The sequence below is a fragment of the Streptomyces sp. NPDC026659 genome (genome assembly GCF_040638245.1).
Taxonomy (GTDB): Bacteria; Actinomycetota; Actinomycetes; order Streptomycetales; family Streptomycetaceae; genus Streptomyces.
Map to the genome: position 1 here is coordinate 164,447 of NZ_JBEZXY010000011.1, position 21,751 is coordinate 186,197.

At 71.8% G+C, this 21,751-nt stretch carries 22 protein-coding genes; 20 read left to right on the forward strand and 2 right to left on the reverse strand.

The window, feature by feature from the left end; all coding sequences use genetic code 11:
* Nucleotides 1-89: 89 nt before the first annotated feature.
* Nucleotides 90-752 carry a bifunctional DNA primase/polymerase gene (locus AB0E91_RS26080; RefSeq protein WP_361786560.1) on the reverse strand — a complete coding sequence of 221 codons (663 nt, stop codon included), beginning with the start codon at nt 750-752 and terminating at the stop codon, nt 90-92.
* A gap of 454 nt (nt 753-1,206) precedes the next feature.
* On the opposite strand from AB0E91_RS26080, the gene AB0E91_RS26085 reads away from it, so the two are divergent.
* From AB0E91_RS26085 to ffh, 5 genes are all read left to right on the forward strand, one after another.
* Nucleotides 1,207-2,685, forward strand: a complete 1,479-nt coding sequence (locus AB0E91_RS26085; RefSeq protein ID WP_361786563.1) for a hypothetical protein — start codon at nt 1,207-1,209, stop codon at nt 2,683-2,685.
* 334 nt (nt 2,686-3,019) lie between these two features.
* Nucleotides 3,020-4,354, forward strand: coding sequence for an ammonium transporter (locus AB0E91_RS26090; RefSeq protein WP_361786566.1), 1,335 nt, complete (start codon nt 3,020-3,022; stop codon nt 4,352-4,354).
* On the forward strand, nt 4,351-4,689 hold the full coding sequence (locus AB0E91_RS26095; RefSeq protein WP_003997576.1) for a P-II family nitrogen regulator: 339 nt from the start codon (nt 4,351-4,353) through the stop codon (nt 4,687-4,689). Before AB0E91_RS26090 ends, AB0E91_RS26095 begins: the two co-directional genes overlap by 4 nt.
* A 27-nt stretch (nt 4,690-4,716) precedes the next feature.
* Complete coding sequence (locus AB0E91_RS26100; protein WP_361786569.1) at nt 4,717-7,170, forward strand: [protein-PII] uridylyltransferase; 2,454 nt, start codon at nt 4,717-4,719, stop codon at nt 7,168-7,170.
* 222 nt (nt 7,171-7,392) lie between these two features.
* Complete coding sequence (ffh, locus tag AB0E91_RS26105; RefSeq protein ID WP_361786572.1) at nt 7,393-8,946, forward strand: signal recognition particle protein; 1,554 nt, start codon at nt 7,393-7,395, stop codon at nt 8,944-8,946.
* Between the two features lie 75 nt (nt 8,947-9,021).
* Here ffh and AB0E91_RS26110 read toward each other — a convergent pair whose 3' ends face one another.
* A complete protein-coding gene (locus AB0E91_RS26110) occupies nt 9,022-9,873 on the reverse strand; it encodes an SAM-dependent methyltransferase (protein WP_361786575.1) in 852 nt (283 codons plus the stop codon).
* A gap of 392 nt (nt 9,874-10,265) precedes the next feature.
* Between AB0E91_RS26110 and AB0E91_RS26115 the strand changes: the two genes are divergently transcribed.
* The 15 genes from AB0E91_RS26115 to dprA all read left to right on the forward strand — a co-directional run bounded on the left by AB0E91_RS26115 (nt 10,266) and on the right by dprA (nt 21,570).
* Nucleotides 10,266-10,865, forward strand: coding sequence for a hypothetical protein (locus AB0E91_RS26115; RefSeq protein ID WP_161180512.1), 600 nt, complete (start codon nt 10,266-10,268; stop codon nt 10,863-10,865).
* Between the two features lie 312 nt (nt 10,866-11,177).
* On the forward strand, nt 11,178-11,597 hold the full coding sequence (gene rpsP, locus AB0E91_RS26120) for a 30S ribosomal protein S16 (RefSeq protein ID WP_018544757.1): 420 nt from the start codon (nt 11,178-11,180) through the stop codon (nt 11,595-11,597).
* A gap of 5 nt (nt 11,598-11,602) precedes the next feature.
* Nucleotides 11,603-11,842: an RNA-binding protein gene (locus AB0E91_RS26125; protein ID WP_005479813.1), complete on the forward strand. Its 240-nt coding sequence runs from the start codon at nt 11,603-11,605 to the stop codon at nt 11,840-11,842.
* Between the two features lie 83 nt (nt 11,843-11,925).
* Entirely contained in the window at nt 11,926-12,474 is a 549-nt protein-coding gene (gene rimM, locus AB0E91_RS26130) for a ribosome maturation factor RimM (RefSeq protein ID WP_361786578.1), read from the forward strand.
* Nucleotides 12,471-13,304 (forward strand): tRNA (guanosine(37)-N1)-methyltransferase TrmD, encoded by an 834-nt coding sequence (gene trmD / locus AB0E91_RS26135; RefSeq protein WP_361786581.1) that lies wholly within the window; start codon nt 12,471-12,473, stop codon nt 13,302-13,304. The genes rimM and trmD overlap by 4 nt, the downstream gene beginning before the upstream one ends.
* A 136-nt stretch (nt 13,305-13,440) precedes the next feature.
* A complete protein-coding gene (gene rplS, locus AB0E91_RS26140; RefSeq protein WP_121786682.1) occupies nt 13,441-13,791 on the forward strand; it encodes a 50S ribosomal protein L19 in 351 nt (116 codons plus the stop codon).
* Between the two features lie 45 nt (nt 13,792-13,836).
* Nucleotides 13,837-14,532, forward strand: coding sequence for a signal peptidase I (gene lepB, locus AB0E91_RS26145; RefSeq protein WP_361786584.1), 696 nt, complete (start codon nt 13,837-13,839; stop codon nt 14,530-14,532).
* Nucleotides 14,525-15,634: a signal peptidase I gene (gene lepB, locus AB0E91_RS26150; RefSeq protein ID WP_361786587.1), complete on the forward strand. Its 1,110-nt coding sequence runs from the start codon at nt 14,525-14,527 to the stop codon at nt 15,632-15,634. The genes lepB (AB0E91_RS26145) and lepB (AB0E91_RS26150) overlap by 8 nt, the downstream gene beginning before the upstream one ends.
* A complete protein-coding gene (gene lepB, locus AB0E91_RS26155) occupies nt 15,600-16,367 on the forward strand; it encodes a signal peptidase I (protein ID WP_361786590.1) in 768 nt (255 codons plus the stop codon). The genes lepB (AB0E91_RS26150) and lepB (AB0E91_RS26155) overlap by 35 nt, the downstream gene beginning before the upstream one ends.
* A 208-nt stretch (nt 16,368-16,575) precedes the next feature.
* Nucleotides 16,576-17,325: a signal peptidase I gene (gene lepB, locus AB0E91_RS26160; protein WP_361786593.1), complete on the forward strand. Its 750-nt coding sequence runs from the start codon at nt 16,576-16,578 to the stop codon at nt 17,323-17,325.
* Nucleotides 17,315-17,842, forward strand: coding sequence for an NUDIX hydrolase (locus AB0E91_RS26165; protein WP_361786596.1), 528 nt, complete (start codon nt 17,315-17,317; stop codon nt 17,840-17,842). Before lepB (AB0E91_RS26160) ends, AB0E91_RS26165 begins: the two co-directional genes overlap by 11 nt.
* 53 nt (nt 17,843-17,895) lie before the next feature.
* Nucleotides 17,896-18,204 carry a DUF2469 domain-containing protein gene (locus AB0E91_RS26170; protein ID WP_018544766.1) on the forward strand — a complete coding sequence of 103 codons (309 nt, stop codon included), beginning with the start codon at nt 17,896-17,898 and terminating at the stop codon, nt 18,202-18,204.
* A gap of 129 nt (nt 18,205-18,333) precedes the next feature.
* Nucleotides 18,334-18,729 carry a YraN family protein gene (locus tag AB0E91_RS26175; RefSeq protein WP_361786599.1) on the forward strand — a complete coding sequence of 132 codons (396 nt, stop codon included), beginning with the start codon at nt 18,334-18,336 and terminating at the stop codon, nt 18,727-18,729.
* Between the two features lies 1 nt (nt 18,730).
* Nucleotides 18,731-20,356, forward strand: a complete 1,626-nt coding sequence (locus AB0E91_RS26180) for a YifB family Mg chelatase-like AAA ATPase (RefSeq protein ID WP_361786602.1) — start codon at nt 18,731-18,733, stop codon at nt 20,354-20,356.
* 26 nt (nt 20,357-20,382) lie between these two features.
* Nucleotides 20,383-21,570: a DNA-processing protein DprA gene (dprA, locus tag AB0E91_RS26185; protein ID WP_361786914.1), complete on the forward strand. Its 1,188-nt coding sequence runs from the start codon at nt 20,383-20,385 to the stop codon at nt 21,568-21,570.
* Nucleotides 21,571-21,751 lie beyond the last annotated feature (181 nt).

Genomic DNA, 21,751 nt, shown 5'->3' on the forward strand with positions numbered 1-21,751 from the left:
CGCCCGTCCCCACACGAACGGTGGGGGACGGGCGCTTCGCCGTGTGAGCCGGTGAGCCGCGTTATTGGGGCCCTATGCCGTACGGATTTCTACGCCCCGGCCCGCGACCGGTGTGCCACATACGCCAGCGTCCCCAGCAGCAGCCGGGCCGCCGGCGGCCGCGTCGCGCTGTCCAGCGCCGGAGGGCGCAGCCACCGCACGGGTCCGAGGCCGCCGCGGTCGGAGGGCGGGGCGGTGATGTACGTACCCGGGCCGAGGCCGCGTAGGTCCAGGGCGGCGGGGTCGTCCCAGCCGAGGCGGTAGAGCAGCCGGGGCAGCTCGGCGGCGGCGCCGGGGGCGACCAGGAAGTGGGCGCGGCCCTCGGGGGTCGCGGCGACGGGGCCGAGGGGGAGGCCCATGCGCTCCAGGCGGACCAGGGCGCGGCGCCCGGCCGCCTCGGCGACCTCGATGACGTCGAACGCGCGGCCCACCGGCAGCATCGCCGCGGCGCCCGGCACCTCGGCCCAGGCCCGGCCCACCTCGTCCAGCGTGGCCCCGGCGGACACGGGTGCGGCGAACTCCAGCGGATGCGCGCCCGGCGCCGGGCAGTTCGCGCGCCCGCAGGAGCAGACGCCCGACGCGGCCCGCGCGCCCGGCACCACGTCCCAGCCCCACAGGCCCGTGAACTCGGCGACGGCCGTGCACTCCGGCGAACGGCCGCGCCGACGTGTGCCGGAGCGGATCTCCCGGATGCCGCCGATCGTGAAGCCCATGCCCCCTCCAACGGGTCCAGCGCGCCGGTGGTTACGAACCGGAGCGAGATGGATGCGGAACGTGACGCTACGACATCCGCCTTCCCGGGGTGCCCCGGGAGCAAGGCGGCGCATCGTGGCGCGGCGGGTTGTGCGCGGGGCTTCATGCGCCCCCGAGTGCACCGCTCCGCCCACTTCCGTCCGTCCTATGTCAAGTGAATCGCGTGGGTGCGATCGTGAGTTCATTCGAAGGGGTGGCGAATGGTGGCGTTTCAAGGATCGCCGTGGTTGGAAGGGTGATCGTGGGGTTACTGTGAGTATGCGAGCCCCGGGGGCACTTGCCTTCGTGGGTATGCCGGAGGCAAGTCGTCAGCTCGTTCGAAGGGTGAGAACCACCGGACGGGCGGCCGTATTTACCGGCATTCTGATAGGGCTTGGCGCACGGCGACAGGGTTTCAGGGATGGGGGCGTTCCAGTGGGCGGCAACGGCGGAGGCGGGACGAACGCTGACAAGCGCCCCAACGAGCTGCTCGGCTCGTGGTTCGTGCGCAGCGGCTGGTCGAAGGGCGAGCTGGCCCGTCAGGTGAACCGCCGGGCCCGCCAGCTCGGCGCCAACCACATCTCGACCGACACCTCACGCGTACGCCGCTGGCTCGACGGGGAGAACCCGCGCGAGCCCATCCCGCGCATCCTCTCCGAGCTGTTCTCCGAGCGCTTCGGCTGCGTCGTCTCCACCGACGACCTCGGCCTGCGCGTCGCCCGCCAGTCCCCGTCCGCCACCGGCGTCGACCTCCCCTGGACCGGCCCGCAGACCGTCGCCCTGCTCAGCGAGTTCTCCCGCAGCGACCTGATGCTCGCCCGGCGCGGCTTCCTCGGCACCTCGCTCGGCCTGGCCGCGGGACCCGCCCTCGTCGAACCCATGCAGCGCTGGCTGGTGCCCTCGCCCTCCTCCCCGCTGCCCCCCGGACCCGACTCGCTGTACGACTCCCGAAGGCCCGGCCGGCTCTCCCGGCCCGAGCTGGAGCTGCTCGAGTCCACCACGCGCATGTTCCGCCAGTGGGACGCCCAGTGCGGCGGCGGACTGCGCCGCAAGGCGGTCGTCGGCCAGCTCCACGAGGTCACCGACCTCCTCCAGGAACCCCAGCCCGAGGCCACCACCCGCAGGCTCTTCAAGGTCGCCGCCGAACTGGCCGAACTGGCCGGCTGGATGTCGTACGACGTGGGCCTCCAGCCCACCGCGCAGAAGTACTTCGTCCTCGCCCTGCACGCCGCCAAGGAGGCCGGGGACAAGCCCCTCGGGTCGTACATCCTCTCCAGCATGAGCCGCCAGATGATCCACCTCGGTCGGCCCGACGACGCCCTGGAGCTGATCCACCTCGCGCAGTACGGCAGCCGCGACTGCGCCGGGCCCCGCACCCAGTCCATGCTGTATGCGATGGAGGCCCGCGCCTACGCCAACATGGGCCAGCCAGGCAAGTGCAAACGCGCCGTCCGCATGGCCGAGGACACCTTCTCCGAGGCCGACGAGTGGGACGAGCCGGACCCCGACTGGATCCGCTTCTTCTCCGAGGCCGAGCTGCACGGCGAGAACAGCCACTCCTTCCGCGACCTCGCCTACGTGGCGGGCCGCAGCCCCACCTACGCCTCCCTCGCCGAGCCCCTCATGGAGCGCGCGGTCGAACTGTTCGCCAAGGACGACGAGCACCAGCGGTCCTACGCGCTCAACCTCATCGGCATGGCCACCGTGCACCTGCTCCAGCGCGAGCCCGAGCACAGCACCGAGTACGCCAAGCGCGCCATGGACATAGCCCGCAAGGTCCGCTCCGAGCGGGTCAACACCCGTATCCGCAAGACGGTCGACACGGCCGTACGCGATTTCGGGGACCTCGCCGTCGTGGTCGACCTCACCGACCAGCTCGCCAGCGACCTCCCGGAGTCCGCCGGAGCGCTCTGAGCCCGGCACCCCCCTTGCCCCGGCCGCGGCCGGTCCTCCCGAACTGCCCGACTCGGCTCCCCCATGCCAGGTCATCGAGAGGCCGGACGCGGCCGGTTCCGCATGTCTGCCCGTCCGCGCCCGACGGTTGCGTCACGATAACGATCGCCGCGCCCGGCATCCGGCAATTCATCCACGCGTAACACGCGAGGTGCCTTCGTCACCCCGGCGAAACAGCGAGGGGCGCCCACCGAAACCGCGCTGCGTCAGTCTCGTGGCCCATAACCGCCCCCCTCGACCGACCGGACCGTTCAGGCACCCGCACGGGGCCGTACCAACCGATGAGGAGACGCCGATGGCTCCAGCCATCACGCTCGCGGCGGAGGCACCCAAACTGTCCTCCGCGAACACAGGCTTCATGCTGATCTGTTCCGCCCTGGTACTGCTCATGACCCCGGGCCTGGCCTTCTTCTACGGAGGCATGGTCCGCGTCAAGAGCACCCTCAACATGCTGATGATGAGCTTCGTCAGCATCGGGATCATCACCATCCTCTGGGTGCTCTACGGCTTCTCCCTCGCCTTCGGCTCGGGCTCGCCGTTCATCGGGTGGAACGCCGACTGGATCGGCCTCAGCGACATCGGCCTCACGGAGCTGTGGCCGGGCTACACCATCCCGGTCTTCGTGTTCATGATCTTCCAGATGATGTTCGCCATCATCACCCCGGCCCTGATCAGCGGCGCCCTCGCCGACCGCGTCAAGTTCACCGCCTGGGCCCTCTTCGTCGCCCTGTGGGGCACGATCGTCTACGTCCCCGTCGCCCACTGGGTCTGGGGCGCGGACGGCTGGGCCTTCAAGCTCGGCGTCATCGACTTCGCCGGCGGTACGGCCGTCCACATCAACGCCGGTGCCGCCGCCCTCGGCGTCATCCTCGTCATCGGCAAGCGCGTCGGCTTCAAGAAGGACCCGATGCGCCCGCACAGCCTGCCGCTGGTGATGCTCGGCGCCGGTCTGCTCTGGTTCGGCTGGTTCGGCTTCAACGCGGGCTCCTGGCTCGGCAACGACGACGGCGTCGGCGCGCTGATGTTCGTCAACACCCAGGTCGCCACCGCAGCCGCCATGCTCGCCTGGCTCGCCTACGAGAAGATCAAGCACGGCGCCTTCACCACCCTCGGCGCCGCCTCCGGCGCGGTCGCGGGCCTGGTCGCCATCACCCCGTCCGGCGGAGCCGTCTCCCCGCTCGGCGCGATCGCCGTCGGCGCCATCGCCGGTGTCGCCTGCGCCGCCGCCGTCGGCCTGAAGTTCAGGTTCGGCTACGACGACTCCCTCGACGTCGTCGGCGTCCACATGGTCGGCGGCATCGTCGGCTCCCTGCTCATCGGCTTCTTCGCCACCGGCAAGGGCCAGTCCACCGCCACCGGAGTCTTCTACGGCGACCACAGCTTCGACCAGCTCTGGAAGCAGTGCGCCGGAGTCTTCGCGGTCCTCGCGTACTCCCTCGTCGTCTCCGCCGTCCTCGCCTTCCTCCTCGACAAGACCATCGGGATGCGCGTCCCCGAGGACGACGAGATCTCCGGCATCGACCGCGCCGAGCACGCCGAGACCGCATACGACTTCAGCGGAGCGGGCGGCGGAGTCGTCGCCGGTGCCCCCGCCACGGCCGCTTCGCCCAACAAGAAGGTGGACGCATGAAGCTGATCACCGCGGTCGTCAAGCCGCACCGCCTCGACGAGATCAAGGAGGCCCTCCAGGCCTTCGGAGTCCACGGGCTCACCGTCACCGAGGCGAGCGGCTACGGCCGCCAGCGCGGCCACACCGAGGTCTACCGGGGCGCCGAGTACACCGTCGACCTCGTCCCCAAGATCCGCATCGAGGTGCTGGCCGAGGACGACGACGCCGAACAGCTCATCGACGTCATCGTCAAGGCCGCCCGCACCGGCAAGATCGGAGACGGCAAGGTCTGGTCCCTGCCGGTCGAGACGGCCGTACGGGTCCGCACCGGCGAGCGCGGCCCGGACGCGCTCTGACACGACGACACGAACAGGAGCCGCTGGGTGACGCGCACGGATGACCGGAAAGAAACCGACGACTCGGGACCCAGCGGCTACGCGGCGGCCCGGCTGCGCCTCCTCACCGAGGGGGAGCGGCCCGGGCCGCCGCGCCGCGCCGCCCTCGCCGAACTGACCGACGACTGGCTCGCCGGACTCTTCGCCACCGCCGCCCCCGGCATCAAGGGCGTCTCCCTCGTCGCCGTCGGCGGCTACGGACGCGGCGAACTCTCCCCCCGCAGCGACCTCGACCTCGTCCTGCTGCACGACGGCAGCGACCCCACCGCCGTCGCCGCCCTCGCCGACCGCCTCTGGTACCCCGTCTGGGACCTCGGCCTCACCCTCGACCACTCCGTCCGCACCCCCGCCGAGGCCCGCAAGACCGCCGGGGACGACCTCAAGGTCCACCTCGGCCTCCTCGACGCCCGCCACCTCGCCGGAGACCTCGGCCTCACCGCCGGACTGCGCACCGCCGTCCTCGCCGACTGGCGCAACCAGGCCCCCAAACGCCTCCCCGAACTCCAGGAACTCTGCGCCGAACGCGCCGAGCGCCAGGGCGAGTTGCGCTACCTCCTCGAACCCGACCTCAAGGAGGCCCACGGCGGGCTGCGCGACGCCACTGCCCTGCGCGCCGTCGCCGCCTCCTGGCTCGCCGACGCACCCCGCGAAGGACTCGCCGACGCCCGCCGCCGCCTCCTCGACGCCCGCGACGCCCTCCACCTCGTCACCGGCCGCGCCACCGACCGCCTCGCCCTCCAGGAACAGGACCAGGTCGCCGCCGAACTCGGCCTCCTCGACGCCGACACCCTCCTCCGCCAGGTCTACGAAGCGGCCGGGATCATCTCCTACGCGGGCGACGTCACCTGGCGCGAAGTGGGCCGCGTTTTGCGCTCCCGCGCCGTACGACCGCGCCTGCGCGCCATGCTCGGCGGTGGAAAGCCCCCCGTGGAGCGCTCACCGCTCGCCGAGGGCGTCGTGGAACAGGACGGCGAGGCCGTGCTCGCCCGCACCGCCCGCCCCGAACGCGACCCCGTCCTCCCCCTGCGCGCCGCGGCCGCCGCCGCACAGGCCGGACTCCCGCTCTCCCCGCACGCCGTCCGCCGCATGGCCTCCCTCGCCCGCCCGCTGCCCACCCCCTGGCCCGCCGAGGCCCGCGAACAGCTCGTCACGCTGCTCGGCTCGGGGCGCCCGACCGTCGACGTCTGGGAGGCCTTGGAGGCCGAGGGCCTGATCAGCCGACTGCTCCCCGACTGGGAACGGGTCCGCTGCCGCCCCCAGCGCAACGCCGTCCACGTCTGGACCGTCGACCGGCACCTCATCGAGACCGCCGTCCGCGCCTCCGCCCTCACCCGGCGCGTCAGCCGCCCCGACCTCCTCCTCGTCGCCGCCCTGCTGCACGACATCGGCAAGGGCTGGCCCGGCGACCACTCCGTGGCCGGCGAGATCATCGCCAAGGACGTCGCCGCCCGCATCGGCTTCGACCGCTCCGACGTGACCGTCCTCTCCACCCTCGTCCGCCACCACCTGCTCCTCGTCGACACCGCCACCCGCCGCGACCTGGACGACCCCGCCACCGTCCACGCCGTCGCCGAGGCCGTCGGCACCCAGAGCACCCTGGAACTCCTGCACGCCCTCACCGAGGCCGACGCGCTGGCCACCGGCCCCGCCGCCTGGTCCTCCTGGCGCGGCTCCCTCGTCGACGACCTCGTACGCCGCGTCTCCGCCGTCCTCGCCGGGGACACCCCCGACGAACCCGACCCCGGCGCCCCCACCGCCGAACAGGAACGCCTCGCCATCGAGGCCCACCGCACCGGCGGCCCCGTCCTCGCCCTGCGCGCCCAGACGGAGCCCGCAGTCGCCGACGAGGACTCCGGCGAACCCGAACCCCTCGGCGTCGAACTCCTCATCGCCGTACCCGACCAGCCCGGCGTCCTGCCCGCCGTCGCGGGCGTGCTCGCCGTGCACCGCCTCACCGTCCGCACCGCCGAGCTGCGCGCCCTGCGGCTGCCCGACGACGTGGACGAGGGGGGCTCCGTCCTGCTCCTGGACTGGCGTGTCGCCGCCGAGTACGGCTCCCTGCCCCAGGCCGCCCGCCTCCGCGCCGACCTCGTCCGCGCCCTCGACGGCACCCTCGACATCACCGGCCGCCTCGCCGAACGCGACGCCGCCTACCCCCGCCGCCGGGGCTGGCCCGCCCCACCACCCCGCGTCACCGTCGCCCCCGCCGCCTCCCACCACGCCACGGTCATCGAGGTCCGCGCCCAGGACGCCCCGGGCCTGCTGTTCCGCATCGGAACGGCCCTGGAGAAGGCGGGGGTACGGGTACGGAGCATGCATGTGAGCACGCTGGGTTCCAATGCCGTGGATGCTTTCTACGTCACGACGGGGACGGGGGCGCCGCTGCCGACGGAGGACGCGGCTTCGGTGGCCCGGATGCTGGAGGAGACATTGCGGGCGTGACTTTTTGAGCGTGTCGCGTGTTCACCGGATGTGCTCCCCGCCGGCGCGGGGGTGATCCGGGTCTCCTGACAGAGGCCGACATGGATGCGACATGCTCCCCGCAGGTGCGGGGGTGCGTCCCCGCCCGCCTGCTGTGCCCGGTAGGCGGGGACGATTTACTTGCAAGGCCGGATACCCTGGAGGGCAGCCCAAACCACTCCAACCCCGAGGACCGACGCCACCGTGTTCGATACCCTCTCCGACCGTCTCAGCGCGACGTTCAAAAATCTCCGCGGCAAGGGCCGGTTGTCCGAGGAGGACGTCGACGCCACGGCCCGCGAGATCCGCATCGCGCTCCTTGAGGCCGACGTCGCGCTCCCTGTCGTCCGCTCGTTCATCAAGAACGTCAAGGAGAGGTCCCTCGGGGCCGAGGTTTCCAAGGCGCTCAACCCTGCCCAGCAGGTTCTCAAGATCGTCAACGACGAGCTCGTCACGATCCTCGGCGGAGAAACCCGCCGCCTCCGCTTCGCCAAGCAGCCCCCCACCGTGATCATGCTGGCCGGTCTCCAGGGTGCCGGTAAGACCACGCTCGCGGGCAAGCTCGGCCGGTGGCTCAAGGAGCAGGGTCACTCCCCGCTGCTCGTCGCCTGTGACCTCCAGCGCCCCAACGCCGTCAACCAGCTGAGCGTCGTCGCCGAGCGCGCCGGTGTCGCGGTGTACGCGCCGGAGCCGGGCAACGGCGTCGGCGACCCGGTGAAGGTCGCCAAGGACTCCATCGAGTTCGCCAAGGCCAAGGTCCACGACATCGTGATCGTGGACACCGCGGGCCGCCTGGGCATCGACCAGGAGATGATGCAGCAGGCCGCGGACATCCGCGACGCGGTCCGCCCGGACGAGATCCTGTTCGTCGTCGACGCGATGATCGGTCAGGACGCCGTCAACACCGCCGAGGCGTTCCGCGACGGCGTCGGCTTCGACGGTGTGGTGCTCTCCAAGCTCGACGGTGACGCCCGCGGTGGTGCCGCCCTGTCGATCCGTCAGGTCACCGGCAAGCCGATCATGTTCGCGTCCAACGGCGAGAAGCTGGACGAGTTCGACGCGTTCCACCCTGACCGGATGGCCTCCCGCATCCTCGACATGGGTGACATCCTCACCCTGATCGAGCAGGCGGAGAAGACGTTCAGCCAGGAAGAGGCCCAGAAGATGGCCTCCAAGCTGGCGTCGAAGAAGGGCCAGGACTTCACCCTGGACGACTTCCTGTCCCAGATGGAACAGGTCAGGAAGATGGGCAGCATCTCGAAGCTGCTCGGCATGCTCCCCGGCATGGGCCAGATCAAGGAGCAGATCAACAACATCGACGAGCGCGACGTCGACCGCACGGCCGCGATCATCAAGTCGATGACCCCGGGCGAGCGCCAGGACCCGACGATCATCAACGGCTCCCGCCGCGCCCGTATCGCCAAGGGTTCCGGTGTCGAGGTCAGCGCGGTCAAGGGCCTGGTGGAGCGCTTCTTCGAGGCCCGCAAGATGATGTCGCGCATGGCCCAGGGCGGCGGCATGCCGGGCATGCCGGGGATGCCGGGCATGGGCGGCGGCCCCGGCCGCAGCAAGAAGCAGCCGAAGAAGGCCAAGGGCAAGCAGCGCTCGGGCAACCCGATGAAGCGCCAGCAGCAGGAGCTGGAGGAGGCCCAGCGCCGCGAGGCCGCCGCTCAGGGCGGCAACGCCTTCGGTGTCCCGCCGCAGCAGGGCGGCCAGGACTTCGAGCTGCCGGACGAGTTCAAGAAGTTCATGGGCTGACCGAGCCCGCGCACGACGTCCCCGAGGGCGCCCTTCTTCACGAGGGGCGCCCTCGCGCGTTGTCGAGGGGACGGGTCAGGGCACCCGGGCTATCAGGTACCGGAAGACGTTCGGCATCCACACGATGCCGTCCGCGCGCTGATACGGATGCAGCGCCTCCGCCAGCTCCTTCTCCACCTGCTTGCGGTCGGTCGCCGCGATCGCCCCGTCGAACAGGCCGGTCGACAGCAACCCGCGTACGGCACTGTCCGCATCGGCGTAGCCGAAGGGGCAGGCGACCCGGCCCGAGCCGTCCGGCCGCAGGCCCGCACGCTGGGCGACCTCCTCCAGGTCGTCGCGGCGGGCCGGGCTCCGGCCGCGGGCGCCGTGCAGCGGGTCGGCCAGTTTGGCGGCCACGCCGAGGACGGCGGAGGTGGCGCACCGCTCCGGCGGTCCCCAGGCGGTGAGGACGACGGCCGCGCCGTGTGCCGCGAGGGGGAGGGCACCGGCGAGCAGGGCGCCGAGGGAGTCGGCGTCGCCGGGGCGGCAGCCGATGGGTTCGAAGACGGTGACGAGGTCGTAGCCGGGCGGGTCCGCCTCGGCGGGGAGCGCGTCCAGCAGCCGGGGGACGGCTGCCGTGTCCGTGCCTTGCTCCGGGCCGGGCGACAGACGGTCGCGGGCCAGGGCGAGCCGTTCCGGGGAGGAGTCGGCCCCGGTGACGGCGGCGCCCCGGGCGGCCGCCAGCAGCAGGGCGAGCCCGGAGCCGCAGCGCAGGCCGAGGAGCCGGGTGCCGGGTCCGACGTCGAGTCGTTCGTGGACACTTTCGTAGAGCGGTTCCCACATGCGCTCCTGGATCTCGGACCAGTCGCGCGCGCGTGCTCGGGGGTCCGCGCCGGGTGGTGCGGAACCCGCGTGGGACAGGTGCTCCCGCACGAGCGTAGGTGTCATAGGTAAGCGCCCCAATCGCCGACAGTTCGCGTACGTGCCCGTGGGCGTGGCCCCCCGTGGTCGTGCGCGCACTCCACGTATGCCAGGTAACTCCGGGCGCGCGGCGGCGTCCAGTGGTTGCGGCGTCCGGCTTGGGGGGTGTGGACGTGTGTGGCCAGATTTCACGCCCCCGCAACCTGAGGGGCGGGTGCGGGGCCACGGGCGGGCACCGGTAACGTCGCGGGGGCGGGGAGTCCCGCTGAGCACCGGCTTGGTACGAGCTGTGCGGCTTCTCCGCAGATCTGCGTACCCGCCCCGCGTCGGCCGTATCGGCGGCAACTGACGGGTAGGTGCAAATTATTTGAGATGCCCCGGAATAGGAACACGAGGGCACCCACGCTCGTTGTCATTACGTGAGCACGACACAGACACCACCTGTCCTCGCCGCGGAACTGGCGCAGGCGTGGGCCGACATTCAGCGGTACCACCCCGAGCTGCCTGATCTCGCCGCGCCGGAATCCCTGATCGGGGAGTCGTCGTCCGCGTGCGGACACGAGCTCTCCTTCGAACGACTGCTGCACGAGGCAGTCCACGGCATCGCCGCCGCCCGGGGTGTCCGCGACACCTCCCGTGCCGGCCGCTACCACAACCGCCGTTTCCTGGCCATCGCCGAGGAGCTGGGCCTCGACCACCCCGAGGAGCCGCACCCCAGCAGCGGTTTCTCGCTGGTCACGCTCAACCCCGAGGCCAAGCGGCGGTACCGCCCGACCATGGAACGCCTCCAGCGCGCCCTGAAGGCGCACACGGTGGCCACCTCCGCCGACACCGCCCGCTCCTTCCGGGGCCCGGCCGCGCGCCACGGCTCCTCCGGTGGCGGCGTCCGCGTCAAGGCCGTCTGCGACTGCGGCCGCAACGTCCGCGTGGTCCCCTCGGTCCTCGAACAGGCCCCGATCGTCTGCGGCGGCTGCGGCAAACCGTTCCGCATCCCGGAGGCGGTAGCAGCGGCAAGCTGACGACACGGCTGCTCGTGGCAGTCGTATCACCGGTAAGCGGGTCCTGGCCGCGTACCCCTGCGGGCAGTCGTGCCGCAGGGCGGCACGGGTGGGCGCAGGGTGCAGCACCGGGCGCCTTGCAAGCATCCCCAAGATCACCAACCCTGTCCCGGAAGGCCCCGCAGGGTGTGGCACAATGGCTAGCTGTACTCGACAGTCGCACAGGACCCCTCTCTCCTCCGGCTGACGCGTCCATCGGGCACTCGGGTACCGCAACCCCACGCGGCAACCTCCGCCGTGCCCAACACGTCAAAACCAGGAGAACTCACTCCCGTGGCAGTCAAGATCAAGCTGAAGCGTCTGGGCAAGATCCGTTCGCCTCACTACCGCATCGTCGTCGCCGACTCCCGTACCCGCCGTGACGGCCGGGCCATCGAGGAGATCGGCAAGTACCACCCGACGTACAACCCCTCGGTCATGGAGGTGGACGCCGACCGCGTCGCCTACTGGCTGGGTGTCGGCGCGCAGCCGACCGAGCCGGTTCTCGCCATCCTGAAGAAGACCGGCGACTGGCAGAAGTTCAAGGGCGAGCCGGCTCCCGCGCCGCTGCTCGTCGCCGAGCCCAAGCCGGCCCGTCCGTCGTTCGAGGCGCTCGGTGGCGACACCGAGGGCAAGGGTGAGGCCATCACCCAGAAGAAGAAGGCTGAGAAGAAGGACGAGGCCGCTGCCGAGTCCGAGTCGACCGAGGCCTGAGCACCATGCTCGAAGAGGCGCTTGAGCACCTCGTGAAGGGCATCGTCGACAACCCCGACGACGTGCAGGTCGCCTCGCGCGATCTGCGCCGCGGGCGCGTGCTGGAGGTCCGGGTCCACCCCGACGACCTCGGCAAGGTGATCGGCCGCAATGGCCGTACCGCGCGTGCCCTGCGCACCGTCGTGGGCGCCATCGGCGGTCGTGGTGTCCGGGTCGACCTGGTCGACGTGGATCACGTTCGCTGACGCATCACAGCAATCCGGCTCGGGCCGGGGAGGGCCACTGGGCCGTCCCCGGCCCGTAGTCGTATGACAGGAGAGTTGGACTCGTGCAGCTGGTAGTCGCGCGGATCGGCCGTGCTCATGGCATCAAGGGCGAGGTCACCGTCGAGGTGCGTACCGACGAGCCGGAGCTCCGGCTCGGGCCGGGCGCCGTCCTGGCCACCGACCCGGCCTCGGCCGGGCCGCTCACCATCGCCACGGGCCGCGTCCACAGCGGCCGTCTCCTTCTGCGCTTCGAGGGGGTGAACGACCGGACCGGCGCCGAGGCGCTGCGCAACACCCTGCTGATCGCCGACGTGGACCCGGACGAACTCCCCGAGGAGGAGGACGAGTACTACGACCATCAGCTCATGGACCTCGACGTGGTCACCGCGGACGGTACGGAGGTCGGCCGGATCACCGAGATCTCGCATCTGCCCTCGCAGGACCTGTTCATCGTCGAGCGCCCGGACGGCAGCGAGGTCATGATCCCCTTCGTGGAGGAGATCGTCCGCGAGATCGACCTGGCGGAGCAGAAGGCGGTCATCACGCCCCCGCCGGGTCTGATCGACGACCGTGCCGAGATCGCCTCGTCCCGGGACGAGGACGACGCATGAGGCTCGACGTCGTCACGATCTTCCCGGAGTACCTGGAGCCGCTGAACGTCTCCCTCGTCGGCAAGGCGCGGGCCCGGGGCCAGCTCGGCGTGCATCTGCACGACCTGCGCTCGTGGACGTACGACCGGCACAACACGGTCGACGACACCCCGTACGGCGGCGGCCCCGGCATGGTCATGAAGACCGAGGCGTGGGGCGACGCGCTGGACACCGTCCTGGCCGAGGGCTACGAGTCCGGTGCCCAGGCCCCCGCGCTGATCGTCCCCACGCCCAGCGGCCGTCCGTTCACCCAGGAACTGGCCGTCGAACTGTCCGAGCGACCCTGGCTGATCTTCACCCCGGCCCGGTACGAAGGCATCGACCGGCGCGTGATGGACGAGTACGCGACCCGGATGCCGGTCTACGAGGTCTCCATCGGCGACTACGTGCTCGCGGGCGGCGAGGCGGCCGTCCTGGTCATCACGGAGGCCGTGGCGCGGCTGCTGCCCGGTGTCCTGGGCAACGCGGAGTCCCACCGGGACGACTCCTTCGCGCCCGGCGCGATGGCGAACCTCCTGGAGGGGCCCGTCTACACCAAGCCGCCGGTGTGGCGCGACCGGGACATCCCCGAGGTGCTGCTCAGCGGCCACCACGGGAAGATCGCCCGCTGGCGCCGCGACGAGGCCCTGCGCCGTACGACCCTCAACCGGCCCGACCTGATCGAGCGCTGCGACCCGAAGGTCTTCGACAAGAAGGACCGGGAGATGCTCTCCATCCTGGGCTGGGCGCCGGACCCGGACGGGGTGCCGTACGGGCGATTTTGGCGCAGGACCGAGAGCGTGGAAGAATAGTCCGCTGTTGTGCGTCCGTCCGGCGTGCGCCCCTGCCGCAGGGGGACACGACGCCCGTTCCGACCCGCACGGCGACCCTGTTGTTCCACCTAGCTTCCGTTGATGACCTGTGGCATCGGCGAAGAAAGCAGACGAAATGTCTCACCTGCTCGACACCGTCGACGGCGCGTCGCTGCGCACCGACATCCCGGCCTTCCGCCCGGGTGACACCGTCAACGTCCACGTGCGCGTCATCGAGGGCAACCGCTCCCGTGTGCAGCAGTTCAAGGGCGTTGTCATCCGCCGCCAGGGCTCCGGTGTCCGCGAGACCTTCACGGTCCGCAAGGTCTCGTTCTCCGTCGGCGTCGAGCGCACCTTCCCGGTGCACACCCCGATCGTCGAGAAGATCGAGCTCGTCACCCGTGGTGACGTGCGCCGCGCCAAGCTGTACTACCTCCGTGAGCTGCGCGGCAAGGCCGCGAAGATCAAGGAGAAGCGCGACAACTGAGCGCCTTCCCGGAGTCACATCGGGGCCGGATAGCATCTGGCCCCGATGGACACCGAAGCTCAGCAGACGGAACGCGACCGCACCTCCCCGCCCGGGACTCCGGGTGGGCGGGAGCGGTCGCGTTTCGCGTTGGTGGAGCGGACCGCCCAGTGGCTGCCGGGCGGCCGGATCACCCTGACCGCTCTGACCTGCCTGGTCTTTTTGTTCCTCCTCAGCGCTTTCGTGGTGCGGCCGTTCCAGATTCCCAGTGGATCGATGGAGCCGGGATTGAGGATCGGCGACCGCGTACTCGTAGATAAGTTGGCGTACCGTTTCGGTGCCCAGCCGCACCGCGGCGACGTGGTCGTCTTCGACGGCACCGGGTACTTCGGCGACGCCGACTACATCAAGCGCGTAGTGGGGGTGGGTGGCGACCATGTCGTCTGCTGCGACAAGAAGGGGAGGATCGAGGTGAACGTCCGGGCGGTCGACGAGACGGCGTTCCTCCATCCCGGGAACGCACCGTCCGGTGTGCCCTTCGACGTCGTGGTGCCCGAGGGAAGGCTGTTCCTCCTCGGCGACCACCGCAGCCGCTCCAGCGACTCCCGCGACCATCTCGGTTCGCCGGGCGGCGGCATGATCCCGGTCGGCGCCGTCGTCGGCCGGGCCGACTGGATCGTATGGCCGTACGACCGCTGGACGCGCTTCGAGCGTCCCGCCGCCTACGCGCGCGTGCCGGCCGCGGAGGGCACGCATGGGTAGTCGTGGAAGGCCGCGCGGGGTGCCCGGCAGCTCCGCCGAGGAGCTGCTGCCCACCGGTGTGCGGCGCGCCGCCAGGCCGGGTCCCGGCAGGTCGCGCGCGGAGCGGCGCAAGCTCCAGCGCAAGGTCAAGCGCAAGCGCAGGCGTTCGGCCGTGCGTGAGATCCCGCTGCTGCTCGGTGTCGCCGTCCTCATCGCGCTGGTCCTGAAGACCTTCCTGGTGCAGGCGTTCGTGATCCCGTCGGGCTCCATGGAGCAGACGATCCGGATCGGCGACCGGGTGCTGGTCGACAAGTTCACGCCGTGGTTCGGGTCCGAGCCGAAGCGCGGGGACGTGGTGGTCTTCCACGACCCGGGCGGCTGGCTGAACGACGAGCAGACGCCGAAGAAGAACGACCCCGTCGGCGTCAAGCAGTTCAAGGAGGGGCTCACCTTCATCGGCCTGCTGCCCTCCGACGACGAGAAGGACCTGATCAAGCGGGTCATCGGGGTCGGCGGCGACCACGTCAAGTGCTGCGACGCCGACGGCAAGGTCACGGTGAACGGCGTCCCGCTGTCCGAGACCGACTACCTCTATCCCGGCAACGCCCCCTCCACGATGCCCTTCGACATCACGGTGCCCAAGGGGCGCCTGTGGGTGATGGGCGACCACCGCGGGAACTCCGCCGACTCCCGCTTCCACCAGAACACGTCCTACGGCGGCACGGTCGCCCAGACCTCCGTGGTGGGCCGCGCCATGGTCATCGGCTGGCCGTTCGCCCACTGGACGCGCCTGGAGGAACCTAAAACCTTCGCAAGCGTCACCGACTCGGTGTCGGGAGCGGCTGCCGCTCGTCGCCCGTCGCATAGGGTTGCCTCGGACGACCCGAACGGAATGACCCGGCTCCCGACCCCTGCGGAACTCCCGCTCGTTATGGGAGTGGTGGGCCTGCACCGGCTCCGGGGCAGGCGGCGGCAGAGAGTGAGGAGTTGGCGTGGGGGATGTGGCGGTTGGCGCACGGTCCGGGCACGACGGCGAGGAGCACGGCGGCCAGTCCGCGGCGCCCGGAGCCGAGGCCCAGGCCGGCGCGGTGAACTCCGCGAACGGCTCCGCGGCGGACGGTGACGGCACGCCGCCCGGGAGCCGCTCGCACGGCGGGGACGCGGCCGGACGCCGGCCGAACCAGCCGCGCTCCTTCTGGAAGGAACTGCCGATCCTGGTCGGCATCGCGCTCGTCCTCGCCCTGCTGATCAAGACGTTCCTGGTGCAGGCGTTCTCGATCCCGTCCGACTCGATGCAGAACACCCTCCAGCAGGGTGACCGCGTCCTGGTGGACAAGCTCACGCCGTGGTTCGGCTCCGAGCCCGAGCGCGGCGAGGTCGTGGTCTTCCACGACCCGGACCAGTGGCTGCGCGGCGAGCCGACGCCCGAGCAGAACGTGATCCAGAAGGGCCTCAGCTGGATCGGCCTCATGCCGTCCGCCGAGGAGAAGGACCTCATCAAGCGCGTCATCGGCGTCGGCGGCGACACCGTCGAGTGCAAGAACGACGGCCCGCTGATGGTCAACGGCAAGGCGCTGAACGAGCCGTTCGTCTACCCGGGCAACACCCCGTGCAGCGTGGACGACGAGGGCGGCCAGTTCAAGGTGAAGGTCCCCAAGGGCTACATCTGGGTGATGGGCGACCACCGCCAGAACTCGCGTGACTCGCGCTACAACCAGGACGACAAGAACCATGGCATGGTCCCGGTGAAGGACGTCGTCGGACGCGCGATCGTCAAGGCGTGGCCGATCAACCGCTGGGGCACGCTGCCCATCCCGGACACCTTCGACCAGCCCGGGCTCGGCGACCAGAAGTAGCCGCCGCGGCGCGCGGACAGCAGTAGCGGACAGCAGTACCGGTGGGACCCCGACCGCGGGTCCCGTCGGCCGAGGGCGGTGCGCCCCGGACACCGGATCTTCACCGGTTCCGGGGCGCACCGCCCTCGCGGTGTCCGTGGCCGGTGTGCTATCCAGGCCGGATCGTGTTCCGCCGGGCAGGCGGCGGGCCGGAACCGGGAGACGACTCATGGGAAGTGCCGCACGCGGCGGCGACGGCTCGGGCGGCGGCGTCGGCGGGGTGCTCTCGGGCATCGCCGTGGCCCTCGGCCTGGTGCTCTTTCTGGCCGGGTTCGGCTGGGCGGCGCTGGTGTACCGGCCGTACGCCGTGCCCACCGCCTCGATGACCCCGACCATCGACGCGGGCGACCGGGTGCTGGCCCAGAGAGTCGACGGCGCCGACGTCCGGCGCGGTGACGTGGTCGTCTTCCGCGACAAGAGCTGGGTCACCAACGCCGACGTGGTCAAGCGCGTGGTCGCGGTCGGCGGTGACAAGGTCGCCTGCTGCACCGACGGCAAGCTCACGGTGAACGGCAAGCGGATCGAGGAGCCGTATCTGCCCAAGGGCGCCCAGGCCGAGATCCAGGGCTTTCCGACCGTCGTCGTGCCCGAGGGCCGCCTCTTCCTCCTCGGCGACGAGCGGCAGGGCTCGCTGGACTCCACCGCCCATCTGACCGACGCGGCCGGCGGCACGGTGGCCCGCTCCGCGGTCTCGGCCCGGGTGGACTCCGTGATCTGGCCGATGAAGGGCATGATCGCGCGGCCGACCGGTTTCGAGGCGCTGGGAGAGCTGTCGCGGCCGGGACCGCTGCGACTGATCGAGCTGATGATCGCCGGAGGCGCGGTGCTGGTGCTGGCGGGGGGCGCGTACGGGCCGATCGCGGCCCGGCTGGGCCGCTCGCGCACCCGGACCGGGGCGGAGGCCGTCGGTGCCGCCTGAGGACTGTGTGGGTGGCGACGACGGCTCCGCCAGTGGGCTGCGGCGGGTGGCGCGGGTCGTGCTGCTCGACCCCGAGGACCGCATCCTGCTGCTGCACGGGCACGAGCCGGACGATCCGGCCGACGACTGGTGGTTCACCCCCGGTGGCGGGCTGGAGGGCGCCGAGACGCGTGAGCAGGCCGCGCTGCGGGAACTGGCCGAGGAGACCGGGATCACCGATGTCGAGCTCGGGCCCGTGCTGTGGCGGCGGCGGTGCTCGTTCCCGTTCGCGGGGCGCCGCTGGGACCAGGACGAGTGGTACTTCCTGGCCCGTACGGACAAGGCGGCCGAGAGTGTGCCGGGCGGCCTGACGGAGCTGGAGCGGCGCAGTGTCAGCGGAGCACGCTGGTGGACGTGCGGGGAACTGGCCGAGGCCCATGAGACGGTGTATCCGACCAGACTCGCCGAGCTGCTGCGCACGCTGCTCGACGAAGGTCCTCCGGCCGGACCCGTGACCCTGGACACCGAAATCGTCTGAGGGCCCGCGGGACTGGCGCACAATGGGGGGATCGCACGGCTGAAGGGGATGCCATGAGCGCCGAGGACCTCGAGAAGTACGAGACCGAGATGGAGCTGAAGCTCTACCGGGAGTACCGAGACGTCGTCGGTCTGTTCAAATACGTGATCGAGACGGAACGGCGCTTCTATCTCACCAACGACTACGAGATGCAGGTGCACTCGGTCCAGGGTGAGGTGTTCTTCGAGGTGACCATGGCGGACGCCTGGGTCTGGGACATGTACCGCCCGGCCCGGTTCGTCAAGCAGGTCCGCGTCCTCACCTTCAAGGACGTGAACATCGAGGAGCTGAACAAGAGCGATCTGGAGCTGCCGAGCGGCTGACGGGTGGGGGTGTCCGGGGCCTGACGGCTCGGAACCCTCCGACAGTCCCGGGCCGTCCCCCACACGAGTGGCGGAGTTCTCCACAGCCGCCGAGCGGTCCACCAAGATCCACATCACCTCGGGATCCGCGTGACGGTGGGTCCCGGAGGTGGTGCCGACATGAGCAAGGCACGCAGTGGACTCGGCAGGTACGGCGAGGATCTGGCCGCGCGGCGGCTGACCGAGGCCGGGATGAGCATCCTGGAGCGCAACTGGCGTTGCGGACGCGCGGGCGAGATCGACATCGTGGCCCGGGACGGGGACACGCTGGTCGTCTGCGAGGTGAAGACCCGCAGGGGCGGCGGCTTCGAACATCCGATGGCCGCCGTGACCCCACGCAAGGCACGGCGGCTCCTTGGCCTGGCCGAACGCTGGGTCCATTCGCACGGAGGCGCCCCGCCGGGCGGTGTCCGCGTCGACCTGGTCGGCGTCCTGCTGCCCCGCCGGGGCGCGGCCGCCGTGGAGCACGCGCGGGGGGTGGCCTGAGATGGGTTTCGCCCGTACGTGCTCGGTGGCCCTGGTCGGCGTCGAGGGCGTGGTCGTGGAGGTCCAGGCCGACCTGGAGCCCGGTGTCGCGGCCTTCGCCCTGGTCGGACTGCCGGACAAGAGCCTGTCGGAGAGCCGGGACCGGGTCCGCGCGGCGGTGGTGAACTCCGGCGGCGAGTGGCCGCAGAAGAAGCTCACCGTCGGCCTCAGCCCGGCCTCGGTGCCCAAGGGCGGCTCCGGCTTCGACGTCGCCGTGGCCTGCGCGATCCTCGGCGCCGCCGAGCGGATCGATCCCCGGGTCCTGGCCGACATCGTGATGATCGGCGAACTCGGCCTCGACGGACGGGTCCGGCCGGTGCGGGGCATCCTGCCCGCCGTACTGGCCGCCGCCGACGCCGGGTACCAGCAGGTCGTGGTGCCCGAGTGCGCCGCCGCCGAGGCCGCGCTGGTCCCCGGGGTGTCCGTGCTCGGGGTGCGCACCCTGCGGCAGCTGATCGCGGTCCTGGCCGACGAACCCGTGCCCGACGAGGAACCGGACACCGAGGGCCGCCCCGACCCCCTGCTGGCCGGACTGCGGATGCCCGGTACCGGTGCCTCCGCCGCCATGCACAGCGCCGGAGCCGCCCTGCAGGACCAGGGTCATGACCTGGCCGACGTGGTGGGCCAGACCTCGGCCCGTACCGCCCTGGAGGTGGCCGCCGCCGGAGGACACCACCTCTTCCTCGAGGGCCCGCCGGGCGCGGGCAAGACCATGCTGGCCGAGCGGCTGCCCGCCGTACTGCCCCGGCTCAGCCGCGAGGAGTCCCTGGAGGTCACCGCCGTGCACTCGGTGGCCGGGCTGCTGCCCCCGGGCAAGCCGCTGGTCGACGTGCCGCCGTACTGCGCCCCGCACCACTCGGCGACGATGCAGTCCCTGGTCGGCGGCGGCCCCGGCATCGCCCGGCCCGGCGCGGTGTCCCTGGCTCATCGGGGAATTCTCTTTCTGGACGAGGCCCCCGAGTTCCACACCCAGACCCTGGACGCCCTGCGGCAGCCCCTGGAGTCCGGGCACGTGGTGATCGCGCGCAGCGCCGGCGTGGTCCGGTTCCCGGCCCGGTTCCTGATGGTCCTCGCGGCCAACCCCTGCCCCTGCGGGCGCTTCTCCCAGCGCGACTCACTGTGCGACTGCCCGCCGTCCGCGATCCGGCGCTACCAGTCCCGGCTGTCCGGCCCGCTTCTGGACCGCGTGGACCTGCGCGTCGAGGTCGACCCGGTGACCCGCGCCCAGCTCACCGGTTCCGGCGCCCGGGGCGAGTCCACCGCGACCGTGTCCGAACGGGTGGGCGCGGCCCGGCAGCGCGCGGCGGCCCGGCTCACCGGGACCCCCTGGCACACCAACAGCGAGGTCCCCGGCCGCGAGCTGCGCACCCGCTTCCACGCCGAGCACGGCGCGATGGACGAGGCCGAACGCGGCCTGGAGCGCGGCGTCCTCACCGCGCGCGGGATCGACCGGGTGCTCCGGGTCGCCTGGACCATCGCCGACCTGGCGGGCCACGACCGCCCCGGAGCGGACGACGTCCGCCTCGCGCTCCAGCTGCGCACGGGCGTGCCCCGGGGCGTGCCGATGGCGATCGGGGCGTCGGTGTGAGCGGGGGAGGGGACGGTCTCTGGGAGATTCCGGACGAGGACGCCGACGTCCGCCCCTCCGGGAAGGCACCGCCCGGCGAGGATCGCATCGCGCGGGTCTTCCTCACCCGAGTGATCGAGCCCGGTGACGAGACGGCCGGGCGGTGGCTGCGGCAGTTCGGGGCGCCGGAAGTGGCCGGGCGGCTCCGGCACGGCGGGAGGCCGTTGCCCGGGGTCGGCCCGAAGCGCTGGCAGGGGCTGCTCGCACGCGTCGAGGGGGCGGAGCCCGAGCGGGACCTCGACGTCGCGGGCGAGGCCGGGGCGCGGTTCGTGTGTCCCGGGGACACCGAGTGGCCCGCCCAGCTGGACGACCTCGGGGACGCCCGGCCCGTGGGGCTGTGGGTGCGCGGCCGTCCGGGCCTGCGGATGTGGGCGCTGAGATCCGTCGCGGTCGTGGGCGCGCGGGCCTGCACCGAGTACGGCGCCCACACGGCCACCGCCCTCGCCGCCGGGCTCGCCGAGCGCGGCTGGGTGGTGGTCTCCGGCGGGGCCTACGGCATCGACGGCGCCGCCCACCGGGGCGCCCTCGCGGCCGACGGGGCCACGGTCGCCGTCCTGGCCTGCGGAGTGGACCGGCCCTATCCGCGCGGCCACACCGCGTTGCTCGACCGGATCGCGGAACAGGGGCTGCTGGTGGGGGAGTTGCCGCCGGGCGACCATCCGACGCCGAGCCGGTTCATCGTGCGCAACCGGGTGATCGCCGCGCTCACCAGGGGAACCGTCGTCGTGGAGGCCGCCTGCCGCAGCGGTTCGCTGGTCACGGCGCGAGCCGCTCAGCGGCTGGGGAGATCGACGATGGGGGTGCCCGGACCGGTCACCAGTGCTCTGTCGGCCGGGGTGCACGAGTTGCTGCGCGGCGAGGCGTTCCTGGTCACCGACGCGGCCGAGGTGGCCGAACTCGTCGGCGCCATCGGTGAGCTGGCCCCGCCCCGGCGCGGCCCGGTGCTCCCGCGCGACCTGCTGGAGCCGGCGGCCCGCGACGTGCTCGCCGCGCTGCCCGGCGACCGCACGGCGGCGGCCGGGGAGATCGCGCGCGGCGCGCGGACCACACGGGAGGAGGCGGTCGCGAGACTGTACGAACTTCGAGCGCTTGGCTATGTCGAACGACACGACGACGGCTGGAAGTTGACACGCCAGGCGGTGATCGCGGTCCGGGCCGGGCCCGCCCCGGGCTGACCGGCGGGTTCGGCCGTCCGGGGGAATGGGCCCTACACCCTTGGGTTTTCCCGGAGTTGGCGTCCGGACGGCTCGCGGAGAGCGGGGCCCGGGATGCGGGGAGGCGGCCGATGGAGGGGGTTCGCGCACGGGTGGTGCCTCGCTGTTCGCACACCGCGACAGCTCAGTCACGCTACGCTCA